This window comes from Nitrospirota bacterium (genome assembly GCA_016235245.1).
GTDB lineage: Bacteria > Nitrospirota > Thermodesulfovibrionia > Thermodesulfovibrionales > UBA6898 > UBA6898.
Genome location: JACRLO010000006.1, coordinates 192,325 through 218,675 on the forward strand (window position 1 = coordinate 192,325; position 26,351 = coordinate 218,675).

The 26,351-nt window shown below is 52.2% G+C and carries 29 protein-coding genes; 3 read left to right on the plus strand and 26 right to left on the minus strand.

Translation table 11 applies throughout. From position 1 onward, the window contains the following. Nucleotides 1-3: 3 nt before the first annotated feature. From HZB31_03435 to HZB31_03530, 20 genes are all read right to left on the minus strand, one after another. A complete protein-coding gene (locus HZB31_03435; protein MBI5846990.1) occupies nucleotides 4-432 on the minus strand; it encodes an ATP-binding protein in 429 nt (142 codons plus the stop codon). Further along, a complete protein-coding gene (locus HZB31_03440) occupies nucleotides 432-1,586 on the minus strand; it encodes a SpoIIE family protein phosphatase (protein MBI5846991.1) in 1,155 nt (384 codons plus the stop codon). The genes HZB31_03435 and HZB31_03440 overlap by 1 nt, the downstream gene beginning before the upstream one ends. Further along, entirely contained in the window at nucleotides 1,583-3,802 is a 2,220-nt protein-coding gene (locus tag HZB31_03445) for a hybrid sensor histidine kinase/response regulator (protein ID MBI5846992.1), read from the minus strand. The genes HZB31_03440 and HZB31_03445 overlap by 4 nt, the downstream gene beginning before the upstream one ends. Before the next feature lie 13 nt (nucleotides 3,803-3,815). Then, a complete protein-coding gene (locus tag HZB31_03450; GenBank protein MBI5846993.1) occupies nucleotides 3,816-5,255 on the minus strand; it encodes a hypothetical protein in 1,440 nt (479 codons plus the stop codon). Then, nucleotides 5,246-6,304, minus strand: a complete 1,059-nt coding sequence (cheB, locus tag HZB31_03455; GenBank protein ID MBI5846994.1) for a chemotaxis-specific protein-glutamate methyltransferase CheB — start codon at nucleotides 6,302-6,304, stop codon at nucleotides 5,246-5,248. The genes HZB31_03450 and cheB overlap by 10 nt, the downstream gene beginning before the upstream one ends. Before the next feature lie 6 nt (nucleotides 6,305-6,310). Next, complete coding sequence (locus HZB31_03460) at nucleotides 6,311-7,537, minus strand: hypothetical protein (protein MBI5846995.1); 1,227 nt, start codon at nucleotides 7,535-7,537, stop codon at nucleotides 6,311-6,313. A gap of 18 nt (nucleotides 7,538-7,555) precedes the next feature. Then, nucleotides 7,556-7,915, minus strand: a complete 360-nt coding sequence (locus HZB31_03465) for a chemotaxis protein CheW (protein ID MBI5846996.1) — start codon at nucleotides 7,913-7,915, stop codon at nucleotides 7,556-7,558. 70 nt (nucleotides 7,916-7,985) lie between these two features. Further along, entirely contained in the window at nucleotides 7,986-8,510 is a 525-nt protein-coding gene (locus HZB31_03470; protein ID MBI5846997.1) for a purine-binding chemotaxis protein CheW, read from the minus strand. A 119-nt stretch (nucleotides 8,511-8,629) separates the two neighbouring features. After that, nucleotides 8,630-8,851 (minus strand): sulfurtransferase TusA family protein, encoded by a 222-nt coding sequence (locus tag HZB31_03475; protein ID MBI5846998.1) that lies wholly within the window; start codon nucleotides 8,849-8,851, stop codon nucleotides 8,630-8,632. A gap of 47 nt (nucleotides 8,852-8,898) precedes the next feature. Beyond that, entirely contained in the window at nucleotides 8,899-9,318 is a 420-nt protein-coding gene (locus HZB31_03480) for a hydrogenase iron-sulfur subunit (GenBank protein ID MBI5846999.1), read from the minus strand. Beyond that, nucleotides 9,315-11,276 carry a CoB--CoM heterodisulfide reductase iron-sulfur subunit A family protein gene (locus HZB31_03485; GenBank protein MBI5847000.1) on the minus strand — a complete coding sequence of 654 codons (1,962 nt, stop codon included), beginning with the start codon at nucleotides 11,274-11,276 and terminating at the stop codon, nucleotides 9,315-9,317. The genes HZB31_03480 and HZB31_03485 overlap by 4 nt, the downstream gene beginning before the upstream one ends. After that, nucleotides 11,273-11,773, minus strand: a complete 501-nt coding sequence (locus HZB31_03490) for a hydrogenase maturation protease (GenBank protein ID MBI5847001.1) — start codon at nucleotides 11,771-11,773, stop codon at nucleotides 11,273-11,275. Before HZB31_03490 ends, HZB31_03485 begins: the two co-directional genes overlap by 4 nt. Before the next feature lie 5 nt (nucleotides 11,774-11,778). Next, nucleotides 11,779-13,263 carry a Ni/Fe hydrogenase subunit alpha gene (locus HZB31_03495; GenBank protein ID MBI5847002.1) on the minus strand — a complete coding sequence of 495 codons (1,485 nt, stop codon included), beginning with the start codon at nucleotides 13,261-13,263 and terminating at the stop codon, nucleotides 11,779-11,781. Beyond that, nucleotides 13,260-14,249 (minus strand): NADH:ubiquinone oxidoreductase, encoded by a 990-nt coding sequence (locus HZB31_03500; protein MBI5847003.1) that lies wholly within the window; start codon nucleotides 14,247-14,249, stop codon nucleotides 13,260-13,262. Before HZB31_03500 ends, HZB31_03495 begins: the two co-directional genes overlap by 4 nt. A 251-nt stretch (nucleotides 14,250-14,500) precedes the next feature. Next, on the minus strand, nucleotides 14,501-15,637 hold the full coding sequence (locus HZB31_03505; GenBank protein MBI5847004.1) for an ABC transporter permease: 1,137 nt from the start codon (nucleotides 15,635-15,637) through the stop codon (nucleotides 14,501-14,503). A 34-nt stretch (nucleotides 15,638-15,671) separates the two neighbouring features. Next, nucleotides 15,672-16,610, minus strand: coding sequence for an ABC transporter ATP-binding protein (locus HZB31_03510; GenBank protein ID MBI5847005.1), 939 nt, complete (start codon nucleotides 16,608-16,610; stop codon nucleotides 15,672-15,674). Beyond that, the gene (locus HZB31_03515) at nucleotides 16,607-17,587 is read right to left on the minus strand and encodes an HlyD family efflux transporter periplasmic adaptor subunit (GenBank protein ID MBI5847006.1); all 981 of its coding nucleotides are present in this window, start codon (nucleotides 17,585-17,587) and stop codon (nucleotides 16,607-16,609) included. The genes HZB31_03510 and HZB31_03515 overlap by 4 nt, the downstream gene beginning before the upstream one ends. A gap of 255 nt (nucleotides 17,588-17,842) precedes the next feature. Then, a complete protein-coding gene (locus tag HZB31_03520) occupies nucleotides 17,843-18,826 on the minus strand; it encodes an alpha/beta hydrolase (GenBank protein ID MBI5847007.1) in 984 nt (327 codons plus the stop codon). A 72-nt stretch (nucleotides 18,827-18,898) separates the two neighbouring features. Beyond that, the gene (locus HZB31_03525) at nucleotides 18,899-19,057 is read right to left on the minus strand and encodes a 4Fe-4S binding protein (protein MBI5847008.1); all 159 of its coding nucleotides are present in this window, start codon (nucleotides 19,055-19,057) and stop codon (nucleotides 18,899-18,901) included. 40 nt (nucleotides 19,058-19,097) lie between these two features. Then, nucleotides 19,098-19,682, minus strand: a complete 585-nt coding sequence (locus HZB31_03530) for a flavodoxin family protein (protein MBI5847009.1) — start codon at nucleotides 19,680-19,682, stop codon at nucleotides 19,098-19,100. Here HZB31_03530 and HZB31_03535 point away from each other — a divergent pair. Beyond that, nucleotides 19,666-19,965: a hypothetical protein gene (locus HZB31_03535; GenBank protein ID MBI5847010.1), complete on the plus strand. Its 300-nt coding sequence runs from the start codon at nucleotides 19,666-19,668 to the stop codon at nucleotides 19,963-19,965. The two genes, HZB31_03530 and HZB31_03535, sit on opposite strands and share 17 nt — an antisense overlap. On the opposite strand, the gene HZB31_03540 is transcribed toward HZB31_03535, so the two are convergent. Genes HZB31_03540 through HZB31_03550 form a run of 3 tightly spaced genes read right to left on the minus strand, consistent with a single transcriptional unit; the run spans nucleotide 19,960 to nucleotide 22,804 of the window. Then, nucleotides 19,960-20,961, minus strand: coding sequence for an NADP-dependent oxidoreductase (locus HZB31_03540; protein MBI5847011.1), 1,002 nt, complete (start codon nucleotides 20,959-20,961; stop codon nucleotides 19,960-19,962). The genes HZB31_03535 and HZB31_03540 overlap by 6 nt on opposite strands. Then, complete coding sequence (locus HZB31_03545) at nucleotides 20,961-22,205, minus strand: NADH:flavin oxidoreductase (GenBank protein MBI5847012.1); 1,245 nt, start codon at nucleotides 22,203-22,205, stop codon at nucleotides 20,961-20,963. Before HZB31_03545 ends, HZB31_03540 begins: the two co-directional genes overlap by 1 nt. Nucleotides 22,206-22,240: 35 nt before the next feature. Next, nucleotides 22,241-22,804 carry a flavin reductase family protein gene (locus tag HZB31_03550; GenBank protein MBI5847013.1) on the minus strand — a complete coding sequence of 188 codons (564 nt, stop codon included), beginning with the start codon at nucleotides 22,802-22,804 and terminating at the stop codon, nucleotides 22,241-22,243. A gap of 115 nt (nucleotides 22,805-22,919) precedes the next feature. Here HZB31_03550 and HZB31_03555 point away from each other — a divergent pair, with 115 nt between their 5' ends. Both HZB31_03555 and HZB31_03560 read left to right on the plus strand, forming a co-directional pair. Next, entirely contained in the window at nucleotides 22,920-23,357 is a 438-nt protein-coding gene (locus tag HZB31_03555; GenBank protein MBI5847014.1) for a helix-turn-helix transcriptional regulator, read from the plus strand. Next, nucleotides 23,354-23,653 (plus strand): helix-turn-helix transcriptional regulator, encoded by a 300-nt coding sequence (locus HZB31_03560; GenBank protein MBI5847015.1) that lies wholly within the window; start codon nucleotides 23,354-23,356, stop codon nucleotides 23,651-23,653. Before HZB31_03555 ends, HZB31_03560 begins: the two co-directional genes overlap by 4 nt. 192 nt (nucleotides 23,654-23,845) lie before the next feature. On the opposite strand, the gene HZB31_03565 is transcribed toward HZB31_03560, so the two are convergent. The 3 genes from HZB31_03565 to HZB31_03575 form a co-directional block, all read right to left on the minus strand. Next, a complete protein-coding gene (locus HZB31_03565; GenBank protein MBI5847016.1) occupies nucleotides 23,846-25,378 on the minus strand; it encodes a YifB family Mg chelatase-like AAA ATPase in 1,533 nt (510 codons plus the stop codon). A 198-nt stretch (nucleotides 25,379-25,576) separates the two neighbouring features. Next, nucleotides 25,577-25,912, minus strand: a complete 336-nt coding sequence (locus HZB31_03570) for a hypothetical protein (GenBank protein MBI5847017.1) — start codon at nucleotides 25,910-25,912, stop codon at nucleotides 25,577-25,579. A 46-nt stretch (nucleotides 25,913-25,958) separates the two neighbouring features. Continuing rightward, nucleotides 25,959-26,285, minus strand: a complete 327-nt coding sequence (locus tag HZB31_03575; protein MBI5847018.1) for a hypothetical protein — start codon at nucleotides 26,283-26,285, stop codon at nucleotides 25,959-25,961. Nucleotides 26,286-26,351 lie beyond the last annotated feature (66 nt).

Below are 26,351 nucleotides of genomic sequence, written 5' to 3' on the forward strand. Positions count from 1 at the left end.
AGTTCAATCCTCCTTCTTCATCATGTTTTTTTCGAGTGTCAGAATATTTCTGCCTTCACGATATTCAAATTTCACGGAGTCCACCATCTCCATAATCAGTGCCCTTCCAAATCCGCCTTCGGGCAGTTCTTCCGCCGCATCGAGATCAGGAAAAGCGACTCCGGCTGTAGGGTCGAATTTTTCTCCTGCAGTAATCATACGGAAAATAAGGCCCTGCTGCCCGGCAATCACCTCGATTTCCAGCTCCTTTGCTCCTGAATGCTCTACCGCGTTATTCATCGCCTCGGTGACTGCCAGGAGCAGATCGCCGATGAGTGCATCTGAGCCGGGCTGCAGAAATCGCTCCCTGCAGGCAGTATGCACGGCAGCGCGTGCCGCGTCAACATTCCCAAAGGTCGGCTCAAATTTCAGAGAAATAATGTTCTGATCCATCAACCGGCTGTCCGTTTTATGATAAAAAGCGTTAAATCATCCGGAAACTCATTGCCACAGAATGTTTCGGCCTTCTGTATGATCTTATCTATCGTGGCGCCAATAGACAGATTATTTCTCAGGAGGGCTTCAAGCCCCTCCTCGCCAAATTCCTGCCCGTCAGGGTTCCGCACCTCTATAAGGCCATCCGTATAAAGAACCAGGCTCGTGCCGGGCGAGAAGACAGAGGCAGTAACGCTCCAGGAATCATCAGGGTCCCACCCTAACACAGATCCCGTTGAGTCTATTCTGGTGACTTCTTCCCCCCTGACGATGAAGACGGGGTTATGGCCTGCAGAGACGACTCGAAGTTCATCTCTTGAGCGGTCAAAAACTCCATACAGCAGCGTCAGGAACATACCGCTGTCGCTTACGATGTTGCATATCATCCGGTTGGCAGTCCTGACGATCTCCTGGGGATCACTCTGTGTATGACCGAGCGATTGGAGGATCCCCTTGCTCACCGCCATGATAAGGGCAGATGAGGTGCTATGGCCGGACACATCTCCGATCAGGAAATGAATCGTGTTGCCGTTTTCCCATGCGTCAAAAAAATCGCCGCCGATTTTGTCCGACGGCCGGTAGAACGATCCAACCTCGAACCCAGGAAAGCAAAGCTCTTTTGGCAGGATGTTCTTCTGAACCTTCTGCGCAAGGGCCTTCTCATCTTCGAGCTTAGTGTTCCTGCGGGCGAGTTCTGCCTGGAGCTGCTGGTTCTGCTTCCTGAGAAAGTGCTTTTCAAGTGCCTTTTCGACCGATATGCCGATGGTGTCCTGGATATTTTCGTCCTTCAATATATAATCGCTTGCACCTGTTTTGAGCGCTTGGATGGCGGTTGTCACTTCACTGTTTCCCGTCAGGATTATGATAGGCACGTCCGACCCCAGGCCCCGGACGGCCTTTATCAGACCCAAACCATCCATCTCGGGCATGTTCATGTCCGAGACGATCAGGCCGATAACGTCTCCGGCGCCGAACTTTTTAAACGCATCAACGCCGTCTTCCGCCGTCTCCAGAATATACCCCTCGTCCTGCAGGATCATCGCAATCATTTCCCGCACCAGCGGGTCGTCATCAGCCACCAGTATGGTTATATTTTCGTTATTCAGCTTCATAGTCTTCTTCCTTTCCCGATTAGGTTCTGCACTGTCTCTACGAGGTTGCTTTGATCGAATGACCCCTTTACAATATACGCGTTTGCGCCGACACTGATCCCCCGCCGCTTGTCCTCGTCCTTTTCCCTCGACGTTACGATAATGATCGGGACCTCTTTGTACGCGTTATCAGACCTCAGCCGCTCGGTGAGAGAAAAACCATCGAGGCGGGGCATCTCCACGTCAGTGATGACCAGATCATATCTCGATTCCCCTGCCATCTGGAGGGCCTCCATTCCATCACCTGCAATCGTCACCCGGTACCCATAGGCCTCAAGGATGCTCTTTTCGATCTCGCGTGTATTAATGGAGTCGTCTACGACCAGAATAGTGACCTCCTGCCCGGCCCCCTCTTCTGTCTGGCCTGCGGACCCTGTTTTGTTTGCATTCCTGGCCGCCTCCATAGCTGCCGGCATGTTCAGAATGTTAATAATCTCGTTCTTCCCCGATATGGTCACTCCCGAGACAAGCCGCACACTCTTTAAATGGTCGGGCAGGGACTTTATCACCATATCCTCCTCATCCAAAATGGCATCTACCATAAACCCCATTTTTTCGGAGCCGAGCTGCACAATCAGGATGAGAAGCGTTTCCGGCTTCTTCTGGCCATTCTTGGCAATATTCAGGACGCTCTCCATTTCAGCAATCGGGATGAACTCCTCACGCAGCCGCAGCGCCTTCCGGCTGACGACATCAATAATTTCGGTTGCCTTAACTTTGATGATCTCGGTCACATAGTGAGTGGTAATGCCAAACTTCATCCCCTGGCAGGAGATGAGAAGTATCCGCATGATCGCAAGGGTCATCGGAAGCCTGATCGAGAAGGTACTCCCGACACCCTCTTTGGTCATGATATGCACGGTACCCTTCAGATCCTCTACGAGGTTCTTTTTTACCACGTCCATGCCCACTCCCCTGCCCGAGACATCCGTGATGATGCCGCTTGTACTAAAGCCTGGCAGAAAGATCAGGTCGAGCAGTGCCGCCTCCGGCATGGTGTCGAGCGTGGCCGGATCAAACAGCCTGTTTGCCAGTGCCTTCTTCTTTATCTTTGTTGTTGATATCCCGGCACCGTCGTCGGTCAGTTCAATAAGGATGTTGCCGGCATCATAGGCCGCGGACAACCGCACCCTTCCTTTGGGCGGTTTACCGGCCCTCCGGCGGCCCTCCGGTTCTTCAATACCATGGTCGATCGAATTTCTGAGCATATGCACAAGGGGGTCGCTCAATTTTTCGATCATTTTTTTATCAAGCTCAATTTCTCCGCCTTCGATCTCAAAGTCCAGCTCCTTGCCAAGAGAGTCCGCTATGTCGCGCACGAGACGGTGCAGTGGATCAAAGACCGTAGAAAGAGGCACCATCCGCAGCATCAGGGCTTTTTCCTGAAACTCGGTCGTAAGGATGTCCTGCATTGTCTTGTCCTGCCTCATGACCGACAGGAGCTGTTTTAGCCCCATATGCAGGTCCCGGGCATTGGTCAGAGACGAGCCATCGCAGACCAGACTGCAAACATCCAGAGTCCGCTTCGCTTCCCGCTCCAAAACGCTGATGTCCATAATGCGCTGCTTGAGCTTATTCTGGTGCGATACGACTTCACCCATAAGACGTATCAGATCATCGAGTTTATCAGACTTCACCCGGATGCTCTCAGACGAGGATGCCGGCTTTGCCTGCTGCGGAGGAGTCGGCTCAGGGCGCTCCGGCTGAATCAAAGGCACATCAACGCAAGCGGACACTGCCTCAGTTGCCTCCTGAACCGCATTGCCTTTTTCTTGAGAACCTGCGGAGAGCGCACCCCCGGCAGCCTGAGCAAGGGCCTCGCAGAGGGGGAGATTGTCCATGGTGATCTGCTGTCCATCAGAAACCTTCTGTATCATCGCCGCTAACGCATCCACACTGTTAAACAGAAGATCGGCAAGCTCCCGGGTATGGGCAATCCGTTTTTCGCGCAATGCCCCAAGTGCGTCCTCCAACTTGTGCGCCACCTCGGTGATGGCTGTCAGCTTCAGCATCCGCGAGGAGCCCTTGATGGTGTGTGCGGCCCGGAAGATTGCGTTGATATTTTCCTCATCGCCCGGGTTTTTCTCAAGTTCAACGAGTCCCCGGTTGAGGCCCCCGATATGTTCGCGGGCCTCTTCCACAAATCTGACGATGAATTTTGCAACGTCGAATGCCATCGCGATCTCCCTGTCAGCCCCTGCTGCGCTTCATGCCGGCGAGGTAATGTTTGCAGAGATGCACGACCTGCTCCATCGGGCACGAGAGGGAAAAAAACGTAAGTCCATGATCGGAAGAACCCTTTTCTTCCAGCAATTTTATCACGACCTCGAACTCGCGGCATGCCAGCGGCCTGTTTCCCCCAATCCGGTATATCTCGCCGAGATAGAAGTGGGAAAGCCAGGAGGACGAACGAACGTACACCGCCTCCTTGAACCTCTTTCCTGCTTCCTCAAAGTCCCCCCGAATTTTGGCGATCAGGCCGAGCAGGAGATATCCTTCAAGAGACCACTGGTCCAGCGCCATACCGTCGCGACAGGCTTTTTCTGCCTCGTCGAGTCGCTGCAGGTTGATCAGGATTCCGGCCCGCAGCATATGGGCCTTTATAAATGTGGCCTCAAGGCCGATAAGACATTCCGTAAGCTGAAGCGCATCGGCATACTTTTTAGCTTCGGCAAGCGCAAGCGCCTGGTCGAATATCTGGTGAGGTTCGTCCTTCTTCCTAATTGGAGCATAGTTTGTCTTGTCCGAAGAGGGTTTAGTAAACCCCTGTGTTGCCGGGGCAACAGTTTTATGGCCGCCGGGACGCTTTCTTCTCTCCCCGATCTGGACCTCAGCACCTTTCTCATAGAGAAATACCCCTTCCTTTTCAACAAGAGAAAGAACCCCGATGTTATGAGCGAACGTCTCAGCAGAGCTCAACAAGAGATAACCCTTTTCGTTCAGCATGGTAGCCAGATTTCTGAAAATGTGATGCTGGGCTTCGGGCTCAAAATAGATAGAGACGTTCCGGTAGAAGACGACGTCTGCATTCCTGACCGCCTCGGGATATGAATCGTCAAAGATATTCAGGCGCAGGAACTCCACCCCCTTCCGGACAGAGTCATTTATCCGGCAGCTGTTTTCCTGTTCAATGAAAAAACCCTTTCGGATCTGATCCGGGACCCCACGGAAAGAATGACTGGCGTATACACCTCTTCTGGCCTTACAGAGCGCTTCTTCATCGATATCGAATCCGACAATCGAGAACATGCTGCTGAACTCCGGCCCGAACCTCGCTGCAAGCGCCATGGCGATTGAGTATGGCTCCTCGCCGGTCGAACAACCGGCGCAGACGATCTTGATCCTGCGGTTATTCATCTTTGACGCCAGTTCAGGGATCAGCGTTTCCGTGAGAATGGTAAAGTGCAGAGCTTCCCGAAAAAAATAGGTCTCCTTTACCGTAATGAGGTTCACCAGCATCTTGAACTCATCCGGTTCGCAAGAAAGAATAGTGAGGTACGTCTCATGCGAGGCAACTGCCCGCTCAGACAATCTCGCCTTAATCCCTTCAGCGAGGATGGCCTCGCGGGAATCTTCAAACGACAGGCCGCACTTCTCCCTGATCAGACTTTTAAATGGCGTCAGGTGCATTGACCTGTCCGTGCGGAAGGAGTTCCGGTGGAGGCAGCTGCTCTGACAATCTCTCCGCTGATCGCCTCCAGGGAAAGCACCGCGTCTATGACTCCGCTTTCGATAGCAAGCTTCGGCATCCCGAAGATGACCGATGTCTTCTCGTCCTGGGCAATCGTCCAGCCCCCGGCCGCCCTGATCTTCGTTATCCCGACAACACCGTCATTGCCCATACCGGTGAGGATCACGCCGATGGCCTTATTCCCAAATGATGCTGCCACAGACGACAGCAATACATCGCAAGACGGCCGGTAGATATCCTTTGCATGACGCTCCACAAAGTTGATCTTCTTCGAGCCGTCGACCTGCATATGGTTTTCTGACGGGCAGACATAGGCGGTGCCTGACTTGAGATGCTCCCCCTGTACGGCCACCTTGATCTCGATCCGCGACAGCGCTCTGAGCCATCCAACCATCCCGCTTGCGAAGCCGTCGGAAATGTGCTGGGCGATTACGATCGGCACTGGAAATTTTTCAGGCAGACGCGACAAAATGATTGAGAGGGCGTCCGGGCCGCCTGTTGAGGAGGCAATGGCTATCACCTGGTCCGAGGAATTCCCGCTAAAGACTGGGGGCTCCGGTGCAGCCGGAAGCCTATGACTGAGCCTGCCGGAAATATGCGAAATAACGCTGACCTTGGAGAGAAGTTTCAGCCTTGCCGCAAACTCTTCTGCTGCTTCCACGTTCAAATCCGGCTTCAGCATAAGATCGAGAGCACCTTTTGCTATGGCGGCATAGGCAGTCTTCGCATCGCCCCGGGAGGTCACTACAAGGATCGGCAGGGCATTGTCAGCCATGATCTGTTCGATTGCCTGGAGACCGTCCATAACAGGCATCTCTATGTCCATGGTAATGATATCCGGATGGAGATTTCGGGCTTTTTCGACTGCTTCGAGACCGTTTGAGGCTTCGCCTGCGACCTCCATTTCCGGGTCCATCTCAATGATTGCCCTGATCAGGTTCCTCACCAGGACGCTGTCGTCCACTATGAGAACACGTATCTTCTTCATCACACCCTACGTATTAGCCCCGCTCTGGAGTGCGATGTCGCCCTTATAACCGAGTTTTTTCAGTATCTGTGCAAGGCTTTCCGACAGCGAGGCAAGCTGAAAGCTTATGGTACTGAGCGACTCAACTGAGGCAGACGTCGTACTTGCGCCCTGCATGATTTCGCGCAGGGCGATCACGACCTGACTATTGGCCGTCTTCTGCTGCTGTGTGGAAAGTGATATCTGTTTGGCAGAGTCCATGGTGGTGTGGGCAGCCTCAACAATATCAGAAAGGAGTGTGGCTGTCTGCGAGGAAAAATCCATGCCCTGCTCGATTCCCCGTGAGCTCTTTTCCGAAGCAACAGCCAGGTTGTTCACCGCCTCCTGGATCTCGTTGATCTTCCCTTCGATCTCGCCGGTAGACTCTGTCACGCTGTCGGCAAGCCTGCGGATCTCTGCGGCAACAACTCCAAACCGCTTCCCCGCCTCGCCTGCACTGGACGCCTCAAGTGCAGCATTGAAGGCAAGCAGCTTCGTATTATCTGCAATGGAGTTGATAATCTCCATGACTTTCGTAATCTCCCTGGACTTCTTGCCAAGCGCCAGAATCTCCTCGGCGCTCTTTTGGCTGTCCCCATGGATCTCGGCCATCTTCATCATCATTGATTCTATTGCCGTTGCGCCCTTTTTCGTATCTTCCCAGGTCCTCTGGGCAATATCCACCACTGCTTTTGCATGTTCGGCAATCTGTGTTGAGGAGGCGGAGAGCTCCTCAGTCGTTGACGTAATCTCTGCTATGGATGCTGATTCATCGGATGAAATCGCCGCATACTGTTCTACGGTTATGGAGAGCATGCCTGCGCAGGACTCCATATTTTTAACGACATCAGACGCTTTTTCGATGTTGTCATAAAACCATTTTTGAAAGCGGCTGATCATATATCCCGTGCAGAGCAGAAGCAGGACGGACAGCAGGCCAGCCCGCTTCATAAAGAGCCATGACGTTTCCTTTGAAAGCTCCCGCTCCCGGGCCATTAGCCTGTTTTTGTCCACAAACAGTAGTTTGCCGTCTGCAGTTCCATTTTCTTTCAGAGCCTGTTCATAGGCCTCCATATGTTTTTCTCCGCCGGTTTTGATCGCAGACAGGGAGATCAGCATGAAGGCAACGATGGCAAGGACCATCAGAAGTATAAGCAAGAACAGGAGCTGGTTTTTTGATGACGCTTTGTTTTGGGACAACCGTATGTTATGCATGTCTTTTCATCCTCTCTTTCACGCGGTTAGTACCGCCTTGCATGGGTTCAGGCTTTTCAGCCGGTATAGATCAAGAATCAAAACTACATCGTTTCCATGCAGGACAATGCCCTGGAAGAGCCGTGGTCCTGCAAAATACGAAAGGGGCTCCGGCAGGGGCTGTATTGCCCTGATCGGGACGGTAGTGATTTCATCGAGCCCGTCGATCCCGAGTCCGCAAGTCTCGCTGCCGTTCTTGTACAAAATAACGGTTGAGGGTTCAGGGGATGTCTCATATGCCGATCCAAGGACCTTGTTCAGCCGGCATGAAGAGATTCCCTGCTGCGCTGCCTGCTCACCGCTCATGATACAGTCCACCCGGACCGTTTCAACAGCCATTTTCACACCTGCCGCGTGGAACATGAGAAGCTCCATTTCTGTGGGGAGAGCGCAAGCTTCCCCACGCTTATCATTCGTCATCGATAGCCAGCTTATTGAATAAGCGTCCGACATCGAGCATCACCACAGTCCTGTCGTGATAGATCAGTTCGCCGGTCACCAGATCCTTTATTGCATAGTCAAGTGTGGACAGCGGAGGCTTAATCGCGTTTAGCGGCAGGTCTACAACATCAAGCACCGCATCCACAAGGATCCCGGAACGCACACCGGCCTTTGATGAGGCCATTGCGATCCGGCTTGCGGCAGTCCTGTCGCTGTCGGGAAGTCCGAGGAACCGGTTGAGGTTGATGACAGACTCAATATCCCCCCGGTTGTTAATAACGCCGGGGATGAAGTCCGGTGCACCGGGTACCGGAAAAATCTCCATAAAAGGCAGGATTTCCTTTACGTCGGCTCCAGGAAATGCGTACAGACCGTCACGGAGCGTGAAGATCACGAGCTTCAGATTCTCCGTCTCGACATCGACGGGTGCCTCCTTCCCCCTCCGCTTTTTCATCTCTTCGATGATCAGGTTGTTTCTTTTTATATCATCCATAGATTATCTTTTAGTAATCTTTCTCTATAAAAATACGTCCGAGGAATCGCATTGCCGGGACGGTCAACGTTTCTCAAATAGATCAGGACAACAACGCAGCAGCAAACTGATCTGTCGGGTTAGAACTGGATATGGCATTTTTTCATGCCACCTTCGTCACGAATCCAGAGCAGTATCTTCCTGGAGCGACTGCACCAGTCCCTCACATCTTTTTCGAAGGTCGGGCAATCCGCTATAGCTTCCAGCACATCTCCCGGTTTCATCCTGACTGCCATAGCAGTAATCTTCAGTGTCGGCTGTGGACATTTCAGGCCGCGTGCATCAAGAGTCTCTATTGCCATAATGATTTCCCCCTTGTTTTTCTATACTATACAAGATGTTATGAAAATTACGCCGATATTTTCAATGGCCCCAATACCCTGATCGCATGGACCATCTCAGTTATGAGTTTCACAAACTTGTCTCCCTCGCCGGCAGAGACAAAATCGAACCTGCACCGCTCTGTTTCAATGCCAAAGGGTTCAAGCATCTGAAGCAGCAGCCGGTGGCGCTGCACTGCCCGAACGTTGCCTTCCTTGTAATGACAGTCGCCCGGATGGCATGCAAGAATAATAACGCCGTCAGCACCCTGTTCAAATGCTTTCAGCACAAACTGGGGATCTATCCTGCCGCTGCACATTACTCTGATAACATTCACATTGGAAGGATAAGGAGTCTGAGCGGTTCCTGCCTTGTCTGCACCTGCATAGGAACACCAGTTACAGAGAAACCCGATGATCTTCGGCTCAAAGTTGTTATTATCGGTCATTTCAGCACCGCCGCGATCTCTGCATAAATTTCTTCGTTGGTAAAGTGATGACCCTTTATCGCGGCTGAAGGACATGCGGCAACACAGGTGCCGCATCCCTGACAGAGCAGATCATTTACCCTTGCCACCTCTTTTTCTGCGTCAAAGGATATCGCCGTGTACGGGCATATGCTGATGCAGACCCTGCATCCTGAGCAGCGCCCGCCATCAACCTCTGCGTTGACCGGCTGTATCTCGAGCTTCCTGCCAGTTACGAGGCCTGAAAGGACATACCCGGCAGCAGCCATGCCCTGGCTCATTGCCTTCTGAATATCCATTGGGGACTGGCAGGTGCCGGCCAGAAAGATCCCCTTGATTTTGGACTGGGCAGAATCCAGTCGTCCGTGCAGTTCTTCAAAAAATCCGGAACTGTCCCGGGCCGTCTCCAGAACTTCTCCGAGCTTTCCTGATTCTTCTGCCGGGATAACGGCCGGGCAGAGCACCACCATGTCCGCCTGCACTCTTCCGGATTTCCCGGAGATGTCCTGATACTCAATACCATTGCCTTTTTCATCTCCGGCAACAGACAGGTCCTTTATGTCAGCGTATCTGATGAAGGCTGCATGGGGATTCGACCGTGCCCGGTTATACAGGCTGAACTCGTTTTTGCCCGGGATCACCAGTTCTTTATAAAAGTGATAGACCCTGGTACCCGGCAATTTTTTCTCAATGACATGGTTAAACTTGAAGGCATACTGGCAGCATATTCCGGAGCAGTATTCTTTATGGTTCGCATCAAGACTGCCAACGCAGTGGACTATCGCAACGCTTGCCGGAGTCTTCCCATCCGATGTCCTGATCTGGCCGTCAGTCGGACCGTTTGAGGCCAGGATACGCTCAAACTCGGCGCTGGTGTAAATGTTTTCGAGCTTTTTGTACCCGAGCCCTGGTATCTTCGCGCAGTCATAGAGCTCTGAACCGATTGCTACGACGATTGCCCCGACATTTCTTTCATGGATTTTTTCGCTGTCGTCAAATACAATTGCTCCCTCTACCGGGCAGGTCTCCTGGCATTTTCTGCACTGCCCGCCCTGCAGAGCGATACAGAGTTTCTGATCGATAAAGGGCACATTCGGCAAAGCCCCGGCAAAAGGGAACGAGATTGCTTTGCGCTCGTTTGCATTAAAGTTAAACGTATTTTTTGCGCTGACCGGACAGGGCTCAATGCATTCTGCGCAGCCGATGCAGGTATGCGCATCTGCAAAACGGGGTTTCTGCCTGATCCTGGCAACAAAGTTTCCATATGAACCGACAACCCCGATCACCTCGGCCATGGTCAGCAGTTCGATATTCTGAGCATACTGGCCGTGCAGTATTTCAGCCATTAACGGTTCGAGCATGCAGGGACCGCATTCCATATCAGGGAAGAGCTCTTCATATCTGACCGGCATGCCGCCGATAACCGGTGCTTTCTCGACCAGTATGACCTTTCTGCCGGAGCCGGCGATGCTCAGTGCGGTCTTGAGTCCTGCAGGCCCGGCCCCGATTACAAGCACGTCAGGACATATATCGATCTCTTTCTTTTCGAGGGGCTCGTGAAGCTGAACCCGGTCCACCGCTGACCGTATATATCGGCCAGCTTTTTCCGTCGCTTTGTCTCTGTCTTCGGTAACCCAGGCTATCTGTTCACGGACATTTACCATCTGCATGAGATAGGGATTCAGACCGGCCCTGGAGAGCATCCTCATAAAGGTGTTTTCATGCTCTCTGGGCGTGCAGGCCGAGATCACAACCCGTTCAATCCCGTTTTCAGCCAGGTCTTTCTCTATTGTCCCCTGGCCTTCATCAGAGCATATGAAATCCACGGTTTTAAAATGAATGCCGGGTGACTGTGCAAGCAGGCTGTCCCTGACTTTGCCCGAATCAATCTTGTCAGAGATGTTTGTTCCGCAGTTGCAGAAATAGACACCCGTCTTCATGGCAGCTCCTTTCGGCAACAGATGTTCAGCTCGCTCAGTATCGCATTGACCGCTACAGGAACAGCACGTTCAACCTCATCGGTCAGATGCTCACTAAATGAGCTGACATCGCCCGCCTCTATACCCCATATTCTTATTCTGGACGGAAGATGCAGGTCTAACATCCGGCCAAGTTCGAGTGCAGTAGCAAGGTTCGTGTCGTGCGTACAGACCATATTTCTTGTACTGCAGAGTTCATCCAGTCCAAACTCGGTTATCCTGCCAGGATTACATCCGCCGGTTACCATGGCGTCAACAATACAGGCCCTGTCATAACCGGTCATTGCATCCATCAGCCTGATGCCGCCTGCGTAGATCTCCTTGACGTCAACAGGGTCATCCGTTATAGCTATTTCACTCTGATGATTCAGATGTTCCCTGACAGCACGGGAGACCTTCACGCCAACGCTGTCGTCAGAAAGGATCGGATTGCCAAGCCCTATGACCACGGTCTTCATAAGGATCAGTCTCTCTGAAGCGTCCTGATAATTTCACTGCTGCTGTTTCTGATGACCACCTTCATCGGCATCTGCCCCGGCAGGAAATGCGTGGCGCAGGAGAGACAAGGATCATAAAGCCTGAAGGCCATCTCGATCCTGTTGAGCAAGCCTTCTTCAATGATCCTGCCTTTTGAAATAAGTTTTTCTGCTGCACGTTTGATCGACATGCTCATCGGAGCATAATTGTTTGTAGTGCCGACAATCAGGTTCACGCTGGTGAGCACACCCCGCTCGTCGCTGACGTAGTGATGGGTGAGTGTGCCGCGCGGCGCTTCAACCGAACCGATACCGACCCCGGCTATGCCCTGCGGGATGTTTCTGACATCAGGTGAGGTTATCTCAGGGTCCTGGCTAAGCTCAAGCATATGCTCAGCTGCGTAGAGCAGCTCGATCAGCCGCGCCCAATGGGTTGCAAGCCGGTGATGGATCGGCTGAAATCTTCCCTTGACCTTTTTTGAGCCAAAGGTCGTAAACATGCGCTCGAAGTGCTCCTGGGCAAGCGGGGTTGCCCTGGAGTCAGAAACATTCAGCCGGGAAAGAGGAGTAGCAATGTACACACCGCTGTCCATGCCGTCCACAAGCCCATGCCAGCCGACATTTTTCAGGTACGGAAATTTCAGATAGGTCCAGGGCTCGACCCGCTCTGCAATATGCTGCGTATAGTCAGAGGCAGGATATTTGGCGAACTCCTTGCCTTCAGGGTCCACAACCCTGATCATGCCGTCATAAAAATTGACCCGGTTCTTGTCGTCGACCGTGCCCATATAATAGGTCTTATGAAGATAGACGTCTGAAGTGACCAGATCGAGATACTGCTGGTTTTTCAGCACAATGTCATCGAAGATCTTGAGTGAGAATAAGGCAAAGTCGATATTTTGTTTTGCGATCTCCTTGATCTCTTTCCGCTCATTTTCTGAAACGGACTTGGACCAGCCGCCCGGTAGTCCTCCGGCGAGATGTACGCCGCGGCCGCCAAGCTTCTCGATCACATGATGATTGCGCGCCCTGCAGTCGATCACCTGTTTGCCGATGTCAAGCCCGACCTTTCTGATCACGCCGAGTATATTTCTTTCAGAAGGCGGCGCCTCAGGGCCAATGATAAAATCAGGACCGCCCAACGCATAAAAGTGTGTTGTGTGGTCAGTCACATAGAAGGCCATGTACAGGAGTTCCCGTATCTTTTTTGCTGCAGGCGGCGGTTCGACCCCAAAAAGCATATCCAGGGCCTTGACCGAGGCCATATGGTGCGCCTCAGGACAGACACCGCAGATCCTGTTGGTGATCACCGGCATATCTTCAGCCAGCCTGCCTACGCAGAACCTTTCAAAACCCCTGAGTTCAGGCACCTGAAAATAGGTATTGGCTACATCTCCCTCTTCATTTAGGAAGATCTCGATCTTGCCGTGCCCCTCAAGACGGGTAATAGGGTCAATACTGATCTTTCTCATCTGATCCTGCCTTTCAGGATCGACCCAGGAAGACTGTATTTGTAGAACATGCCGGCATAATCAGGGATTGAACCAAGGACCGCATCGATTCTCTGGTAGATCTCCTCTTCTGCCATGCCCTTGGTATCACCGATGTCAATGATCGAGCCAAGCGCTGCAACCATTTTAGCCCCCTGATCGAGCACCCCTTCCGGTGGGCCATAGCAGCCGGTGCAGGGCATATTTACCTTTGGACAGAGCGCCCCGCAGCCGTCGCGCGTGGCTATGCCCATACATATCAGACCCTGCTCAAGCAGGCAGGGCTCTTTTTCCGGGATGATCTCATACGTCCTGAATAGTCTCGGTATTTTTTTGTCCTCTTTTTTCCTGTCGCATTCATTGCAGACAGCAGATTTTCCGGCCCCTATGACGCAGCCTTTTGGCGGCAGAGCAGCACCGGCAATGACTGCACTTACCACATTCCATATCTGGTGCGGCTCCGGAGGACAGCCGGGGATGAAAAAGTCGACATCAGTCACCTGCGCAAGGGTCTTCACCTTATCAAGAAAAACAGGCAGATGAAGCGTGCCTTCCGCAACCTTTGTTTCAGGCTGAGGGATGATATTCCCGGGGTTATTGATCGAAGGATTATCAAGATAGACGGTATTCATTAGTTCATCTCTGGTATGAAGATTGGCGAGACCGGGGATGCAGCCTTCAGTCGAGCACGAGCCGAACGCGATAAGGATTTGTGATTTTTTTCGCAGAAGATGCGCCATCTCCTCATTTTCAGCAGTCCGTATGGCCCCGTTAAAAAGTGTGATCGCTAAGGCCTTGTTAGGCAGCGCCTCGATATCCTTCTTTTTGGTATCGAGCAGACAGGGACAGAAGATAAAATCAAAGACAGCATCCACGTCAATGATCTTTTCGTTGATATTGACGAGCGCGATTTCGCAGCCGCCGCAGGATGCAGCCCAGTACATGCTCAGCTTCGGCTTGTCAGCCATCGATTTCCCCTTTTAGAAAGGCGTATGAGAAATGCGGTAGTATTCCTGCCTGCCGCAATGCAACATTAAATGAGCCAAAAGGCACTCATCAGCCTGCCTTTTGGCTTATCTCCTTTGGTCATTATAGCAAAAAGATGCCTCTGCTGGTACAAAGTGTTATTGGCTTTTCTCCGGCCAGCGGCACCAGCCTGAAGCGCCTGCTACTCACTCATGAGAGCCTTGTTGCATAGAGGGGTGAATATATGTGATGCTCAGTCCAGGGTTTTGCGGTAGACCCCAAGGCCAAGCCCGATCACAGCCAGCGTAAAGAGAATGATCGGCCAGATATTCGGCCAGACCTCAACAAAGCCATTTCCCTTCAGCAGTATCCCGCGCACGATCCTGAGGAAGTGGGTAAGCGGCAGGACTGTCCCGACCCACTGGGCCCACTCAGGCATGCCGCGGAACGGGAACATGAAGCCCGAAAGCAGGATCGAAGGCAGAAAAAAGAAGAAGGTCATCTGCATTGCCTGGAGCTGGTTGCGTGCGATCGATGAAAAGGTTATGCCAAGCGTCAGGTTGGCTGCGATAAAGAGCGAGACAGAAAAATAGAGAAGCAGGAGACTGCCGTGCATCGGGACGTTGAATATGAAGACTGCGGCGGCAAGGAGCAGGGTCACCTGGATCAGCCCGATCATGATATACGGGACGATCTTCCCGGTCATCACCTCGATCGGCAGCGCAGGAGTTGCAAGCAGATTTTCGAATGTCCCGCGCTCGCGCTCCCGCGTCATTGCCAGGCCGGTCATCAGGATCATGGTCATGGTGAGGATCGTGCCGAGCAGGCCCGGCACAATGTTGTACGAGGTGATGCCCTCAGGATTATATCGCCGGTGCACTCTTATGTCGATCGGGGCAACAGATGAAACGAGCGGCCGCAATGTCCCCTGAAGATCACGCGCAAGCGCAGTACGGACCACTCCCTCAAGTGAGGCAATCGCATTGCCGATCGCAGTCGGGTCTGAGGCATCAGCCTCGATAAGGAGTGTCGGCTTTTCGCCGCGCACCAGCATCCTCCCGAAATCTTCCGGAATCGTCACCACGAACTGGATCTCTCCATCTGCCAGCAGTTCTTCTGCCTCGGCCCTGCCGGACACCTCATGGTCTATCTTGAAATAGCCGCTGTTTTTCAGTCCCTGGAGCACTGTCCTGCTGTACAGACTATGGTCGGCAACGACCGCTGCAGCAGGCAGGTGCTTTGGGTCAGAGTTGATGGCGTACCCGAAGAGGATAAGCTGCATGATCGGGATGCCGATGATCATGCCGAAGGTCAGACGGTCGCGCCGCAGCTGAATAAATTCCTTTGCAATGATGCCGGTCCAGCGTGACCAGGAGAGTCTGAAGTTCATGGACAGATCCTTGGGAGGGTTCATGATCAGGGCCTCAGGTGTCGTCCTCTACCGCTGTTTCCATGAGGCTGATAAAGACATCCTCCAGCCCGGCCCGGATCGGTGACCAGTGATGCGTATCTTCTTTCTGCATGCGTGCTGCGGTCGCGGTCAGCGCATCTCTATCGTGTCCGGTCACATGCAGGGTGCTTCCAAACGCTGTAATCTGCTCAACACCCGGCAGGCCGCGCAGTAGTGCTGCGTATTTGACCAGGTCAGGCCCGATCACCTCATACCCGGCAAGGGCCTGGGAATCGACCACCTCTTGCGCTGTTCCCGAGGCCAGCAGGTTCCCGTACGCAAGATATGCCAGACGGTGGCAGCGCTCAGCCTCGTCCATATAGTGTGTTGAGACGAGTACGGTAATGCCGCTGCCTGCAAGCTCATTGATCTCGTTCCAGAAGTCGCGCCGTGCCTTTGGGTCAACCCCGGCAGTCGGTTCATCCAGCAGCAGGAGCTTCGGGTGATGCAGCATGCAGGCTGCAAGGGAAAGCCTCTGTTTCCATCCTCCGGACAGGGTGCCGGCAAGCTGGTTTTGGCGTGAGGTCAGACCGAGTTTGTCTATCGCCCCTGCCACCGCCTTACTGCGTTGCTGCATACCATACATCCTGGCAATGAACTCCATGTTCTCCCGGATCGTGAGGTCCTCCCAGAGAGAGAACCGCTGGGTCATGTACCCGACCTCGCGTTTAATAGATGCGGTCTCGCGGACAATATCAAAGCCGAGGCAGGTGCCGGTACCCGAGTCCGGCGTCAGCAGGCCGCATAAAAGCCGGATCGAGGTCGTTTTGCCGCTGCCGTTTGGGCCGAGGAAACCGAATATCTCGCCGCGCCGCACCTGCAGTGAAAGGTCCCGCACCACATGCTTTTTCCCGAAGTATTTGTTCAGGCCCGTGACATTGATAACCAGTTCAGGGGAAGCTGTGCTTCTCACTTCAGTTTTATTTCCATGGGCTGGCCCGGATGGAGTCGCACTGCATCTGCTGCATCAGGCCATGCCTCGATTAGAAAGACGAGCTTCGGGTTCTGCTCGCGGCTATAGATGAGAGGCGGAGTATATTCAGGCTGACGCGAAATATAACTGACCTTTGCGGCAATGGGCTTGCCGCAGCCGTCGCAGGATGCAGAGACCATCTGGCCGGTCTTAACCAAGCCCAGAACAGGCTCTGGTACAAAGAACCTCAGCTTGATATTCCCGGGAGGCAGGAGACTGACCACAGGGCTTCCTGCCTGGACCCACTCGCCTTCGGAATAAAACGTATCATGCACAAGGGCAGGCGCAGGCGCATGGACTGCACGCTGCTCCAGTCGCCAGCTGCTCTGGGCAAGTACTGCGCGTGCAGCATCGACCCCGGTGCGTGCAGCATCGATCTCCTTGTCGCGGCCCAATGACAGCTGCGCAGTGCGCAGCTGTGCCTTTGTCTCTGCCACGCGCGCCGTGTTCGTGGCATAGCTTGCGCGTATTTCATCGAGCTGTTCCCGCGAAACGTACCCTGAGGCGAAAAGCTTCTCGTATCGCTCAAGCTGCTCAAGGGAGAGCCTGCGCGCTGCCTCTGCCTGGGCAATTGAGGCGGTGAGTGCCTCGATCTCCGACTGCCGCCGGCCGGTCGTGATATTGGCCAGATTTGCCTCTGCAATATGCATGCGTGCTTCTGCCTCACGCGCAGCAGACTTTTCATTTTCCTGCTCAAGCGCAAAGAGCGGTGCATTGGCTGCGACTTCCTGGCCGCGCTGTACCCATCGCTTTTCGAGGCGGCCGGCAGACTGCGCTGCGACCAGCACGAATTCGCCTTCAGCATATCCCTGGTACACTGTCTCTTCTTTTTTATTGCAGCCGGAGGCTGCAATAAGCACGATGGCAGAAAGCAGGGCAAGGACACTGCGTGATATGAGCCCAGCACTGCCCGGCATGGTTAATCGCCGGAGCTGGCAGGGGCATGAAATATTCAGGGTTATTCCCATGACATTAAGCTTATCAGGGATCAGGTCCCCACGCAAATGAATGTTGGCCGGTTGTTACCCCTGTATCTCTGAATATCTATCAGGAGAGAGTTCTTTCTTTCGGGTCTTCTTTGGAAATTAACCATAGAAGAGGAGAAGAATCATTGGTGAAAAAAATAGGCAGGGGTTTCATATTCAGACGACTTACCCCCTTCGATCGCAGAGTTAAGCTTTTTCACCGCGTCCCGCCTCTGATCGCTTAAGAAATTCAAGCGCCTTCAGAACGAAGTCGTCGTGAAACTGAAACACGGCACCATGACCTGCGTCGGGATAGATGATGAGCTGGCTGTTCGGAAGCCGCCGCGCCAAGTCGCGTGAGTTCGACGTAGGGACCATCCGATCCTGATCCCCGTTGACAACGAGAACTGGCTGTTTGACCACTGAAAGGTCCGCAGCCTTCTTATGACCCCAGGCGCGCAGAGCCGACAATTGCGCTATAAACGCGCTCACAGATATTTCTTTGTCGCGGTTCTCCGAGCGTTCCTTTAGCCGCGCCAGAAACGCTTTGCCAGCCTCGATACCGCCAGGTGTGCGCGTGAAGAACAGAAATTGCTTTGCATCCTGGCCCGTAAAGAAACTCCGCAGCATGTCGTAGAAGGTCACCCCCGCTACGGAACTGATGCCTTCGCCACCCGCTGGGCCTGTTCCCGCGAGAATCATCTTGCGGACGAGTTGCGGCTCCTTCAGCGCAATTTCTTGCGCAATCATACCGCCCAACGAAAAACCCAGGAGGTCAACCTGCTTGAACCCCATCGCTTTGATGAAGGTAATGGCATCGTCGGTCATTTGCTCCATCGAATTCGACGGCGAGCCGCTGGACGCACCGATGCCCCGGTTGTCAAAAGTGATCACATGATGCTTCGTGGCAATACCGTCCACGATTCGTGGGTCCCAGTTGTCCAACACCGCGGCCAGATGAACGAGGAACACCACTGGTGTGCCGCCATTGCTCTTTCCAAGTTCGCGGTACGCGAAGTCCACGCCGCCCGCTGAGATGGTTTGCGTCGGCACGTTCTTCCAGGAGTGTCCCATGAGGACGATAGCATTTTCATTATTCATTTGAGCCTCCAACTGACTATCTGCCGCATTTGCGGCTCCTACAGTGAATATTGATACCAACAACATTGCCATTACAATTGACCTTTTCATTCCATTTTCCCTTTCTCTGGTTAAATTGTATATTTTTCAGTTACAAACGCCGGCTTCGATGACAACAATCGTTCAGCTTTTCATATTTTTCGCCTGGTCATCCTTTCTCAAATATGCTGTCGGTGCTGGTATGGATTTGTCGTCCTTCATTTCAATGATCTGGATCGGACATTCGGCCACACAGATTCCGTCGCGTTTGCACTTCTTTTCGTCGATAGTAAAAAGACTCATCCTCTTCCTCCTAATAAAAGTTAAATATTCAGCGTTAACGTTATAGAGCGAATTTTCTGCCGAAGGCAAGCGCCTTTTCCCTGACATTGTTCTGTTTTTTCATCTCTCCGGATTCTCTCGGAGCAAAGGGAACGAGAAGCGAGTCAAAAGGGATGCCTAATAAACCAGCTACTGTTCTGAAGGTGTCATCGATCAGCTTGAGTCCTGGCTGAATATCGCCGCCCGCAGTCGCGATAACGCCCAGCTTGACATGGGCGAGACTTTGCTCATAGCCGCCCTGGGTGGAATTGAACTTGATGTGGGAATACATGCGGTCCATGATCGACTTGGTCTGCGCGCTTGGTCCGAAGAAATAGGTCGGTGTTGCGAACACGAGCGCATCAGCTTTCGGCTTCCGCGCAAGCACCGGCTTCACCTCGTCGTCCACCTGGCACTCGAATTTATCCGACTTCTGGCATCCCATGCAGGCGATGCAACCTCCGAACTTGCTTTTCAGCTTTGTCACGTCAATCATCTCGACGTCTGCGCCCGCCTCTTTTGCTCCCTCGGCGAACCATGTTGCCACGGTGCTGGTATTGCCGTTCTTGCGCGGACTGCTGATCAAAACCATGATCTTCTTTGCCATTTATCTCCTCCTTGAAGTGAGTTTAACGTATGTTCAGCTATTCCCCGAGAAACTGGATGACGTGTTTCAAGAACCGCTCGGGGTACTGGAATTGGGCCGCGTGGCCCGCAGTGCGCTCTGTCAGCCGAGCCAGAAATGCCTTGCCTGCCTCGATGCCGTTAGGTGTGCGCGTGAAGAACAGAAATTGCTTTGCATCCTGGCCCGTAAAGAAACCCCGCAGCATATCGTAGAAAGTCACCCCCGCTACGGAACTGATGGGGCGTTCATGGATAATGATTCATAGTACCTTGATCACAACCTTTCCTTTGGCACGTCCGCTTTTGACGTAGGCCAATGCATCATCGGTGGATGCGAATGGAAAGACTTTATCGATAACCGGCCGTATGGCGCCAGACTCGATAAGCGCTGTAATCTGACGCAACTGGCTTCCACTCGCTTTCATGAAGAGAAATGAATAATTGACACCATGGCGCTTGGCTTTTCTTCTGATGCCCGCACTCAAAAGCCGCACAACTTGCTTCACGAACCAAGGTGCCTTGATTTCATCCGCAAACTCGGGAACGGGGGGTCCGGAAATGGAGATGAGTTTTCCGCCGGGTTTTAGTACGCGTAGTGACTTTTCGAGTGTCTTGTTGTCCTGGCTATTCAGAACTACGTCGTAGTCATGCAGGATGGTTTCAAAATTCTCTTTCTTGTAGTCGATCACTAAATCAGCACCGAGACTCTTCACCAAGTCAATATTTACCGCACTTGTTGTTGTGGCTACGGTTGCCCCCAGGTGCTTCGCCAGCTGAATAGCAAATGTGCCGACGCCACCGGAACCCGCCTGAATGAAAACTTTTTGCCCTTTCTGCAGGTGCGCTTTTTCGACTAAAGCTTGCCAGGCAGTCAGACCAACCAATGGTATGGATGCGGCTTCTTCCATCGAAAGATTTTTGGGTTTTAGCGCTACGTCTTTTTCGCTTACTGAAATAAATTCGGCAAACGTTCCAACCCTATGGTCTGCCGGCCGCGCATAAACCTCGTCTCCCACCTTGAATTGCCAAACACGCGCGCCGGCTTTAATCACAATTCCTGCGACATCGTGGCCTAAAGTTAATGGCGGTTTGTAGGGCAAAATCAGTTTGAATTCGCCGTCCCTGATTTTGGAATCCAAAAGGTTAACACCAGCAGCGTGAACCTGAATCAATACGTCATCACTTCGCATTTCCGGATCCGGCATTTCGGCGACCTGCAAAGCAACCTTTTTTCCGTAACGCTTGATGCCAAACGCCTTCATTATTTTCTCCTTGTTCCGCTTTCGTCTGAATTAACCTGCTTTGCTTGCGGTAATTTCCCGTAATAACACTTCAATGGTTTTTCCTCGCTTATCACGATGCAGTAGTTACACATGATGCATTTTGATTGGGACTGAGTTCCTTTGCTGAATTTGTTCACGATGTCCGGTTCGACGATAAATGGCCGGCACATTGAAACAAAATCCAGGTTCTTATTCTTGATGATATCGTTGATGTCAACCATGTTATTTATTCCGCCGACAACGATCACCGGGATATTTACCGACTTTCTTATTTCAGATGCTGCATCGAGATTGTATTTCAGAAGAGGCTTTGGTTGTTTCAAGAGCGTCTTGAGGACCGGCTTTGCGATTTTCTTTAAAAATCCGGGAATATTTTTGTACTTGAACATATATTCCATTGCTGCGTCGGCAGGCAGCTTTTCTCCGCGCAAGGTGTAGAAACCATCTTCAATAGTCCCGCAGGAAACTTCAATCGCCGCACAACCGGAGCTTTCCAGCATACGGGCGATCTTAACCGCTTCTTCGATCCTCATTCCGTTTTTTTGTCCGTCGTGAGCATTGATTTTTGCAAGAATCGGATAATCACCAACGCGCTCTTTGGCTTTCTTAAAAATCTCGCCGACAATTCGGTATTTATTTTCAATTGAGCCGCCCCAGCCATCCTTTCTGCGGTTTGAGTGAGAGGATAAAAATTCGGACAGCAAATAGCCATGGGCCAGATGAAGCTCTACTCCATCGAAGCCTGCTTTTTTCGCTCTGATAATAGCGGAAACAAAATTGTTGATGATTTCCTGTATCCCGGATTCAGATAGTTCTCTCGGCATGTCTTCGTTAAAAAACACGTCGCGCAAGGCTGATGGCGCAACAACCGGCAAGCCCGTTGACTTAGAGCGTGTTTGCCTGCCGCAATGAGATATCTGCATTATTATCGGCGTGTCGTATTCATGAACGGCGTCAGTTATTTCTCTATATGCCGGAATGCTTCTATCGTCGTCGATCATCATCTTGCCAGCCGCGTTGCTTTTTCCATCTGCCTGAACGGATGCATAGCCGGTAATTATTGCTCCGACACCTCCTTTCGCTAAACGGATATACAGATTCTTCAGCTTTTCAGTCGGAAAGCCGTTTTCGTCAGCCATTCCTTCGTACGTTGCTGAACGAATAATCCGGTTTCTTAATTTCACGTCTGTTATCTGTGCTTGCTCAAATACGGCATTTGTCATTTTACTTTCCTCTATTTGTCCCGGTTGGGTATGATTTAATTTTTCCCGATCGAAAATGCCTTGCCAATTCGCTCGCCAATACCGTAGTAAGCAACTTGGCCTGTATCAAAAACGAGCGGCTTAACATTCAGGATATCCGCTATTCCATTTTCGTCGAGCACCGACTCTTCAGCCTTGATGTCCATGATCTCGCCGATGAATTGAGTGTGAAGCCCGATCTCCAGCGTGTGGATTACCTTGCACTCGATCACCAGAGGGAATTCTTTGATGTACGGAGCATCTACGAGATCGCTTCTAACGGGGGTTAGTTTCGTTACGGCAAATTTGTCGGCATTTCTTCCTGAAGTCATGCCGACATAATCTACCTCTTTTACCATCGAAGCAGAAGGAATGTTAATGGTATATGCTTTACGTTCTTCTATGCAGCCGTACGTGTAGGTAGCCTTGCGCAAGGAAATAGTGACGCAGGGAGGTTGTGAGCAGCATATCCCGCCCCACGCAATAGTCATCATATTCGGCTTCCCCTGCGAGTCATAACTTCCGACAACCCAAACTGGTGTTGGTATCGCGAGTGTTTTAGCACCCAGCGACTTTTTCATAGCAACCTTAATGCTTTTACTGTTCATACGATCTCTCCTTAATGTGAAATTTATGTGGACTTACTATGAAAAATATGTTACTATCATTTTAGTATTAAGTCAATACTAAAATGATATGAACTCAAAAAAATCTTCTGCCAATATCTGTCCGATAGCGCGGACCCTCGCTTTTCTAGGCGATGCCTGGACGATACTGATCCTGCGGGATGCGCATTCCGGGGTTACACGCTTCGATCAGTTTCGGAAAAGTCTGGGCATTGCACCGACCATGCTGACCAAGCGGCTAGAGATGCTGACGGAGGAGAAATTGCTCGAAAAGCGGCGATACTCGGAACGCCCGCCACGTGACGAGTATGTCTTGACCGAGGCTGGTCGCGACTTCTTGCCCGTACTTTTCATGATTGGCGCATGGGGTCGAAAGCATCGGGGGGGGGGCAAGCTGGTGCGATTCTTGGATGGTGAGACCGGGACCGACATCAAGCCCGTCGTGATCGATGCCGTGACAGGCGCGGAGATTGGGACGCGTCCTATCCGTATGTTGGAACCAGAATGAGCACGGCGCGGGCGACTTCAGGTCGCTGCAACCGGCTTACCGTAGGATTTATTACCGTTTCGCAAACTCGTCGGGAAGAACAGCAGACACTCAAGTTGGCTGCGAAGCTCCGCGAGAAAAATGGTTTAGCGCAGCAGCAAATGGCAAAGTTTGTGGGTACCAGTCAGCAGGCGGTCTCGCGGATCATCGGTCGAGGTTGCATGTTATTGGCGGGGGTGGGCTGCTTATCGTCGGTCTTACTGCGCTGGCTGTACCGCCCTATGTTGCCTTGTTTCTTATCGGCGCGAGTGTCTTGACCCTCGCAATACTTGCCCGATAGTGATGCCGGATATGAATCCGCTTTCAGACGATCAGGCGTAATGGGCAAATGCAGAGCTGTGGCGTCGATAGAAGAGATGCGTAGCTTTATGAGCAATAAAATCGAAGGATAAGCCGTTGTCATCTCCGAATTATTTGCAAGGAAACCTCTGCTTCGTTTTTAGCTGAGGTTAGTACTGCCCCCTGTCCAGCGTCCTGTACTGTATTGCCTCAGATATATGCTGAGATTTTATGTCTTCTGACGCCTCTAAGTCTGCTATCGTACGCGACAGTTTCAGTATCCGTGAATAGGCCCGTGCAGAAAGGCCCAGTTTCTGCATTGCGGTTTCAAGAAGGTTCACGGCATCAGTGCCGAGCTTGCAGTATTTTTTGATGTGGCGCGTCTTCATCTGGCCATTGCTGTAGATCTTGTCGCTTTTGAAACGGTCGAGCTGAAGGTTGCGCGTCTGCACGACCCGGTCCCTGATCTTCTCTGATGTCTCTCCCACGTAATCAGTTGAGAGTTCCTTGTAGGGCACAGCCGGCACCTCAACATGAATGTCGATCCTGTCAAGAAGCGGGCCTGACATCTTCCGCCTGTATCGTTGTATCTGGCCGGGGGCGCAGGTGCATGCATGTTTAGGGTCGCTGAGGTACCCGCAGGGACATGGATTCATGGCGCTTACCAGCATGAATGCTGCCGGATAGGTAATGGATGCCATGGAGCGGGATACGGTAACCTCGCCGTTTTCGATCGGCTGCCTTAAAACCTCAAGTGCGTTTCTCTTGAATTCCGGCGTTTCATCGAGGAACAGCACGCCGTGATGTGCAAGGCTGACTTCGCCCGGCTTTGGAACCTGGCCGCCGCCGATCAGCGCAACATCGGATATGGTATGGTGAGGCGCCCGATATGGCCGCGTTGCCAGAAGCGGCTGGCCGTCCCTGAGCAGGCCTGCAACGCTGTGTATGCGGGTTGTTTCGAGTGCCTCGTCAAAGGTCATCTGCGGAAGAATCGTCGGAAGTCTTTTGGCGAGCATGGTCTTGCCTGAGCCGGGCGGTCCGATAAGAAGAACATTATGGCCGCCTGCTGCCGCAACCTCAAGGGCGCGCTTTGCGTGCTCCTGCCCCTTCACCTCTGAAAAATCCTCCTCATAACAGGAGAACTCCTGCATATTGGTGGTAATGTCAGCGGTATAGGGCAGAAGGCTCTTTTCATTTCGCAGGAAGGCAATCAGGTCAGGAAGGCTCTGGACCCCGATAACCTGAACCCCCGATACTACCGCTGCCTCAGGTGCATTTTCCTCAGGAACGATAAGCCCTTTCAGACCAAGGTCCCGGACTTTCAGTGCCATCGAAAGAGAGCCCCTTACCGGTTTGATCCTGCCGTCAAGAGAGAGTTCACCGGTAAAGACATATCCGCTGACCACCTCAGGTTCGATTAGTCCTTCAGAGGTTATGATGCCGATGGCGATCGGAAGATCAAAGGAAGAACCTTCCTTTTTCAGGTCTGCAGGTGCAAGGTTAACGGTGATCTGCTTGAGCGGGAAATTGAAGCCGATATTCTTGAGGGCAGCCCTCACCCGGTCACGGCTTTCCTTTACTGCGGCATCCGGCAGGCCGACCATCGAGAAATGGGGCAGGCCCCGGGAAGAGATATCGACCTCTACCTCAACCGGAAAAGCCTCAATGCCGATGATGCTTGCGGAAAGGACCTTTGAGAGCATGAATTAAAAACCCCTCCAAGATTTTGGGACAGAATAGCATTAACTGAAGACAAAGGCAAGAATGCTTCAAGGGGCTATCATCAAAAGAAGAGATTACTATTTAGCAATGCAGATTTCATTAGAATGCAAACAAAAGGGGAGACAGTCTGTCTCCCCTTCCTCTGTATGGCTGCTCTGTCTTTTGGTTTCTTTGTTGTCTTAATTGCTCTTGGCTGCTGCCTCAGCGGTCTCTTTTGCCGCTACGGGAGACGATATTGCCTCTACCGCATACCCTATCCCTGTCCCTACGATTGAACCCAACACAACACTCACCGACCCGATGCAGACTATCCCAAGCAATATCCCTACTGCCACTACCATCCTTACGATCACCGTCGGCTCTACAGGCCCACCCACCAGGTGCCTAAGCACCAGCAGCGTCCCATAGCTCCCAAAGAAAAACCCCGGCAGCACTCCAAAGATCAAAAATGCGATCCCCCCAAGTGTTGCTCCGATCTTCGTCCCCATCCTTACCATCTCTTTTCTTGCTTTCATCTCCGTTCTCCTTTTTCTCGTAGTTTTTTTATCGGTTATTGCTGTCTTAGTTGCTCTTTGCCTTTGCCTCTACTGCCACTGCCCTGCCTGCCCTTACACTGTCTGCCACATTGCCCAGCAGCCACCCAAGGGATGAGGCACCTACCACAAATACCACTCCTGAGAGACATACCCCAAGGATCATCGACCCTGCCACGATCAGTCTTGACACTATGCTCGCCTCAAGGGGCAACCCAAAAAAGCTGCCGGCTATGTTGATCCCTATCATCCCGCCAATCACTGATCCGGGAAGCAGCCCGATGATTGCAAACAGCATCAGTCCTGCTCCTGCTCCGATGTATAATCCCTTTTTTGCCAGTGTGTTGTTTTTCATCTTCGTATCCTCCTGCTTGTTGATCTTGCCTGTATATATGCAGGCTTCATGCCAACATGAAACACT

What these genes read in the sequence shown, in the direction of transcription:
- HZB31_03530 (MBI5847009.1), bottom strand. Translation starts at nt 19,682, where the DNA reads ATGGCAAAGAAGATCATGGTTTTGATCAGCAGTCCGCGCAAGAACGGC.
- HZB31_03505 (MBI5847004.1), bottom strand. Translation starts at nt 15,637, where the DNA reads ATGAACTTCAGACTCTCCTGGTCACGCTGGACCGGCATCATTGCAAAG.
- HZB31_03575 (MBI5847018.1), bottom strand. Translation starts at nt 26,285, where the DNA reads ATGAAAAACAACACACTGGCAAAAAAGGGATTATACATCGGAGCAGGA.
- HZB31_03500 (MBI5847003.1), bottom strand. Translation starts at nt 14,249, where the DNA reads ATGGCTGACAAGCCGAAGCTGAGCATGTACTGGGCTGCATCCTGCGGC.
- HZB31_03560 (MBI5847015.1), top strand. Translation starts at nt 23,354, where the DNA reads ATGAGCACGGCGCGGGCGACTTCAGGTCGCTGCAACCGGCTTACCGTA.
- HZB31_03485 (MBI5847000.1), bottom strand. Translation starts at nt 11,276, where the DNA reads ATGAAGACGGGTGTCTATTTCTGCAACTGCGGAACAAACATCTCTGAC.
- HZB31_03520 (MBI5847007.1), bottom strand. Translation starts at nt 18,826, where the DNA reads ATGAAAAGGTCAATTGTAATGGCAATGTTGTTGGTATCAATATTCACT.
- HZB31_03545 (MBI5847012.1), bottom strand. Translation starts at nt 22,205, where the DNA reads ATGACAAATGCCGTATTTGAGCAAGCACAGATAACAGACGTGAAATTA.
- HZB31_03515 (MBI5847006.1), bottom strand. Translation starts at nt 17,587, where the DNA reads ATGCCGGGCAGTGCTGGGCTCATATCACGCAGTGTCCTTGCCCTGCTT.
- cheB (MBI5846994.1), bottom strand. Translation starts at nt 6,304, where the DNA reads ATGAAGAAGATACGTGTTCTCATAGTGGACGACAGCGTCCTGGTGAGG.
- HZB31_03480 (MBI5846999.1), bottom strand. Translation starts at nt 9,318, where the DNA reads ATGACCGATAATAACAACTTTGAGCCGAAGATCATCGGGTTTCTCTGT.
- HZB31_03535 (MBI5847010.1), top strand. Translation starts at nt 19,666, where the DNA reads ATGATCTTCTTTGCCATTTATCTCCTCCTTGAAGTGAGTTTAACGTAT.
- HZB31_03470 (MBI5846997.1), bottom strand. Translation starts at nt 8,510, where the DNA reads ATGGATGATATAAAAAGAAACAACCTGATCATCGAAGAGATGAAAAAG.
- HZB31_03550 (MBI5847013.1), bottom strand. Translation starts at nt 22,804, where the DNA reads ATGAAAAAGTCGCTGGGTGCTAAAACACTCGCGATACCAACACCAGTT.
- HZB31_03525 (MBI5847008.1), bottom strand. Translation starts at nt 19,057, where the DNA reads ATGAGTCTTTTTACTATCGACGAAAAGAAGTGCAAACGCGACGGAATC.
- HZB31_03570 (MBI5847017.1), bottom strand. Translation starts at nt 25,912, where the DNA reads ATGAAAGCAAGAAAAGAGATGGTAAGGATGGGGACGAAGATCGGAGCA.
- HZB31_03460 (MBI5846995.1), bottom strand. Translation starts at nt 7,537, where the DNA reads ATGCATAACATACGGTTGTCCCAAAACAAAGCGTCATCAAAAAACCAG.
- HZB31_03565 (MBI5847016.1), bottom strand. Translation starts at nt 25,378, where the DNA reads ATGCTCTCAAAGGTCCTTTCCGCAAGCATCATCGGCATTGAGGCTTTT.
- HZB31_03490 (MBI5847001.1), bottom strand. Translation starts at nt 11,773, where the DNA reads ATGAAGACCGTGGTCATAGGGCTTGGCAATCCGATCCTTTCTGACGAC.
- HZB31_03440 (MBI5846991.1), bottom strand. Translation starts at nt 1,586, where the DNA reads ATGAAGCTGAATAACGAAAATATAACCATACTGGTGGCTGATGACGAC.
- HZB31_03495 (MBI5847002.1), bottom strand. Translation starts at nt 13,263, where the DNA reads ATGAGAAAGATCAGTATTGACCCTATTACCCGTCTTGAGGGGCACGGC.
- HZB31_03475 (MBI5846998.1), bottom strand. Translation starts at nt 8,851, where the DNA reads ATGGCAATAGAGACTCTTGATGCACGCGGCCTGAAATGTCCACAGCCG.
- HZB31_03435 (MBI5846990.1), bottom strand. Translation starts at nt 432, where the DNA reads ATGGATCAGAACATTATTTCTCTGAAATTTGAGCCGACCTTTGGGAAT.
- HZB31_03445 (MBI5846992.1), bottom strand. Translation starts at nt 3,802, where the DNA reads ATGGCATTCGACGTTGCAAAATTCATCGTCAGATTTGTGGAAGAGGCC.
- HZB31_03540 (MBI5847011.1), bottom strand. Translation starts at nt 20,961, where the DNA reads ATGAAGGCGTTTGGCATCAAGCGTTACGGAAAAAAGGTTGCTTTGCAG.
- HZB31_03450 (MBI5846993.1), bottom strand. Translation starts at nt 5,255, where the DNA reads ATGCACCTGACGCCATTTAAAAGTCTGATCAGGGAGAAGTGCGGCCTG.
- HZB31_03555 (MBI5847014.1), top strand. Translation starts at nt 22,920, where the DNA reads ATGAACTCAAAAAAATCTTCTGCCAATATCTGTCCGATAGCGCGGACC.
- HZB31_03465 (MBI5846996.1), bottom strand. Translation starts at nt 7,915, where the DNA reads ATGGCTGTTGAAACGGTCCGGGTGGACTGTATCATGAGCGGTGAGCAG.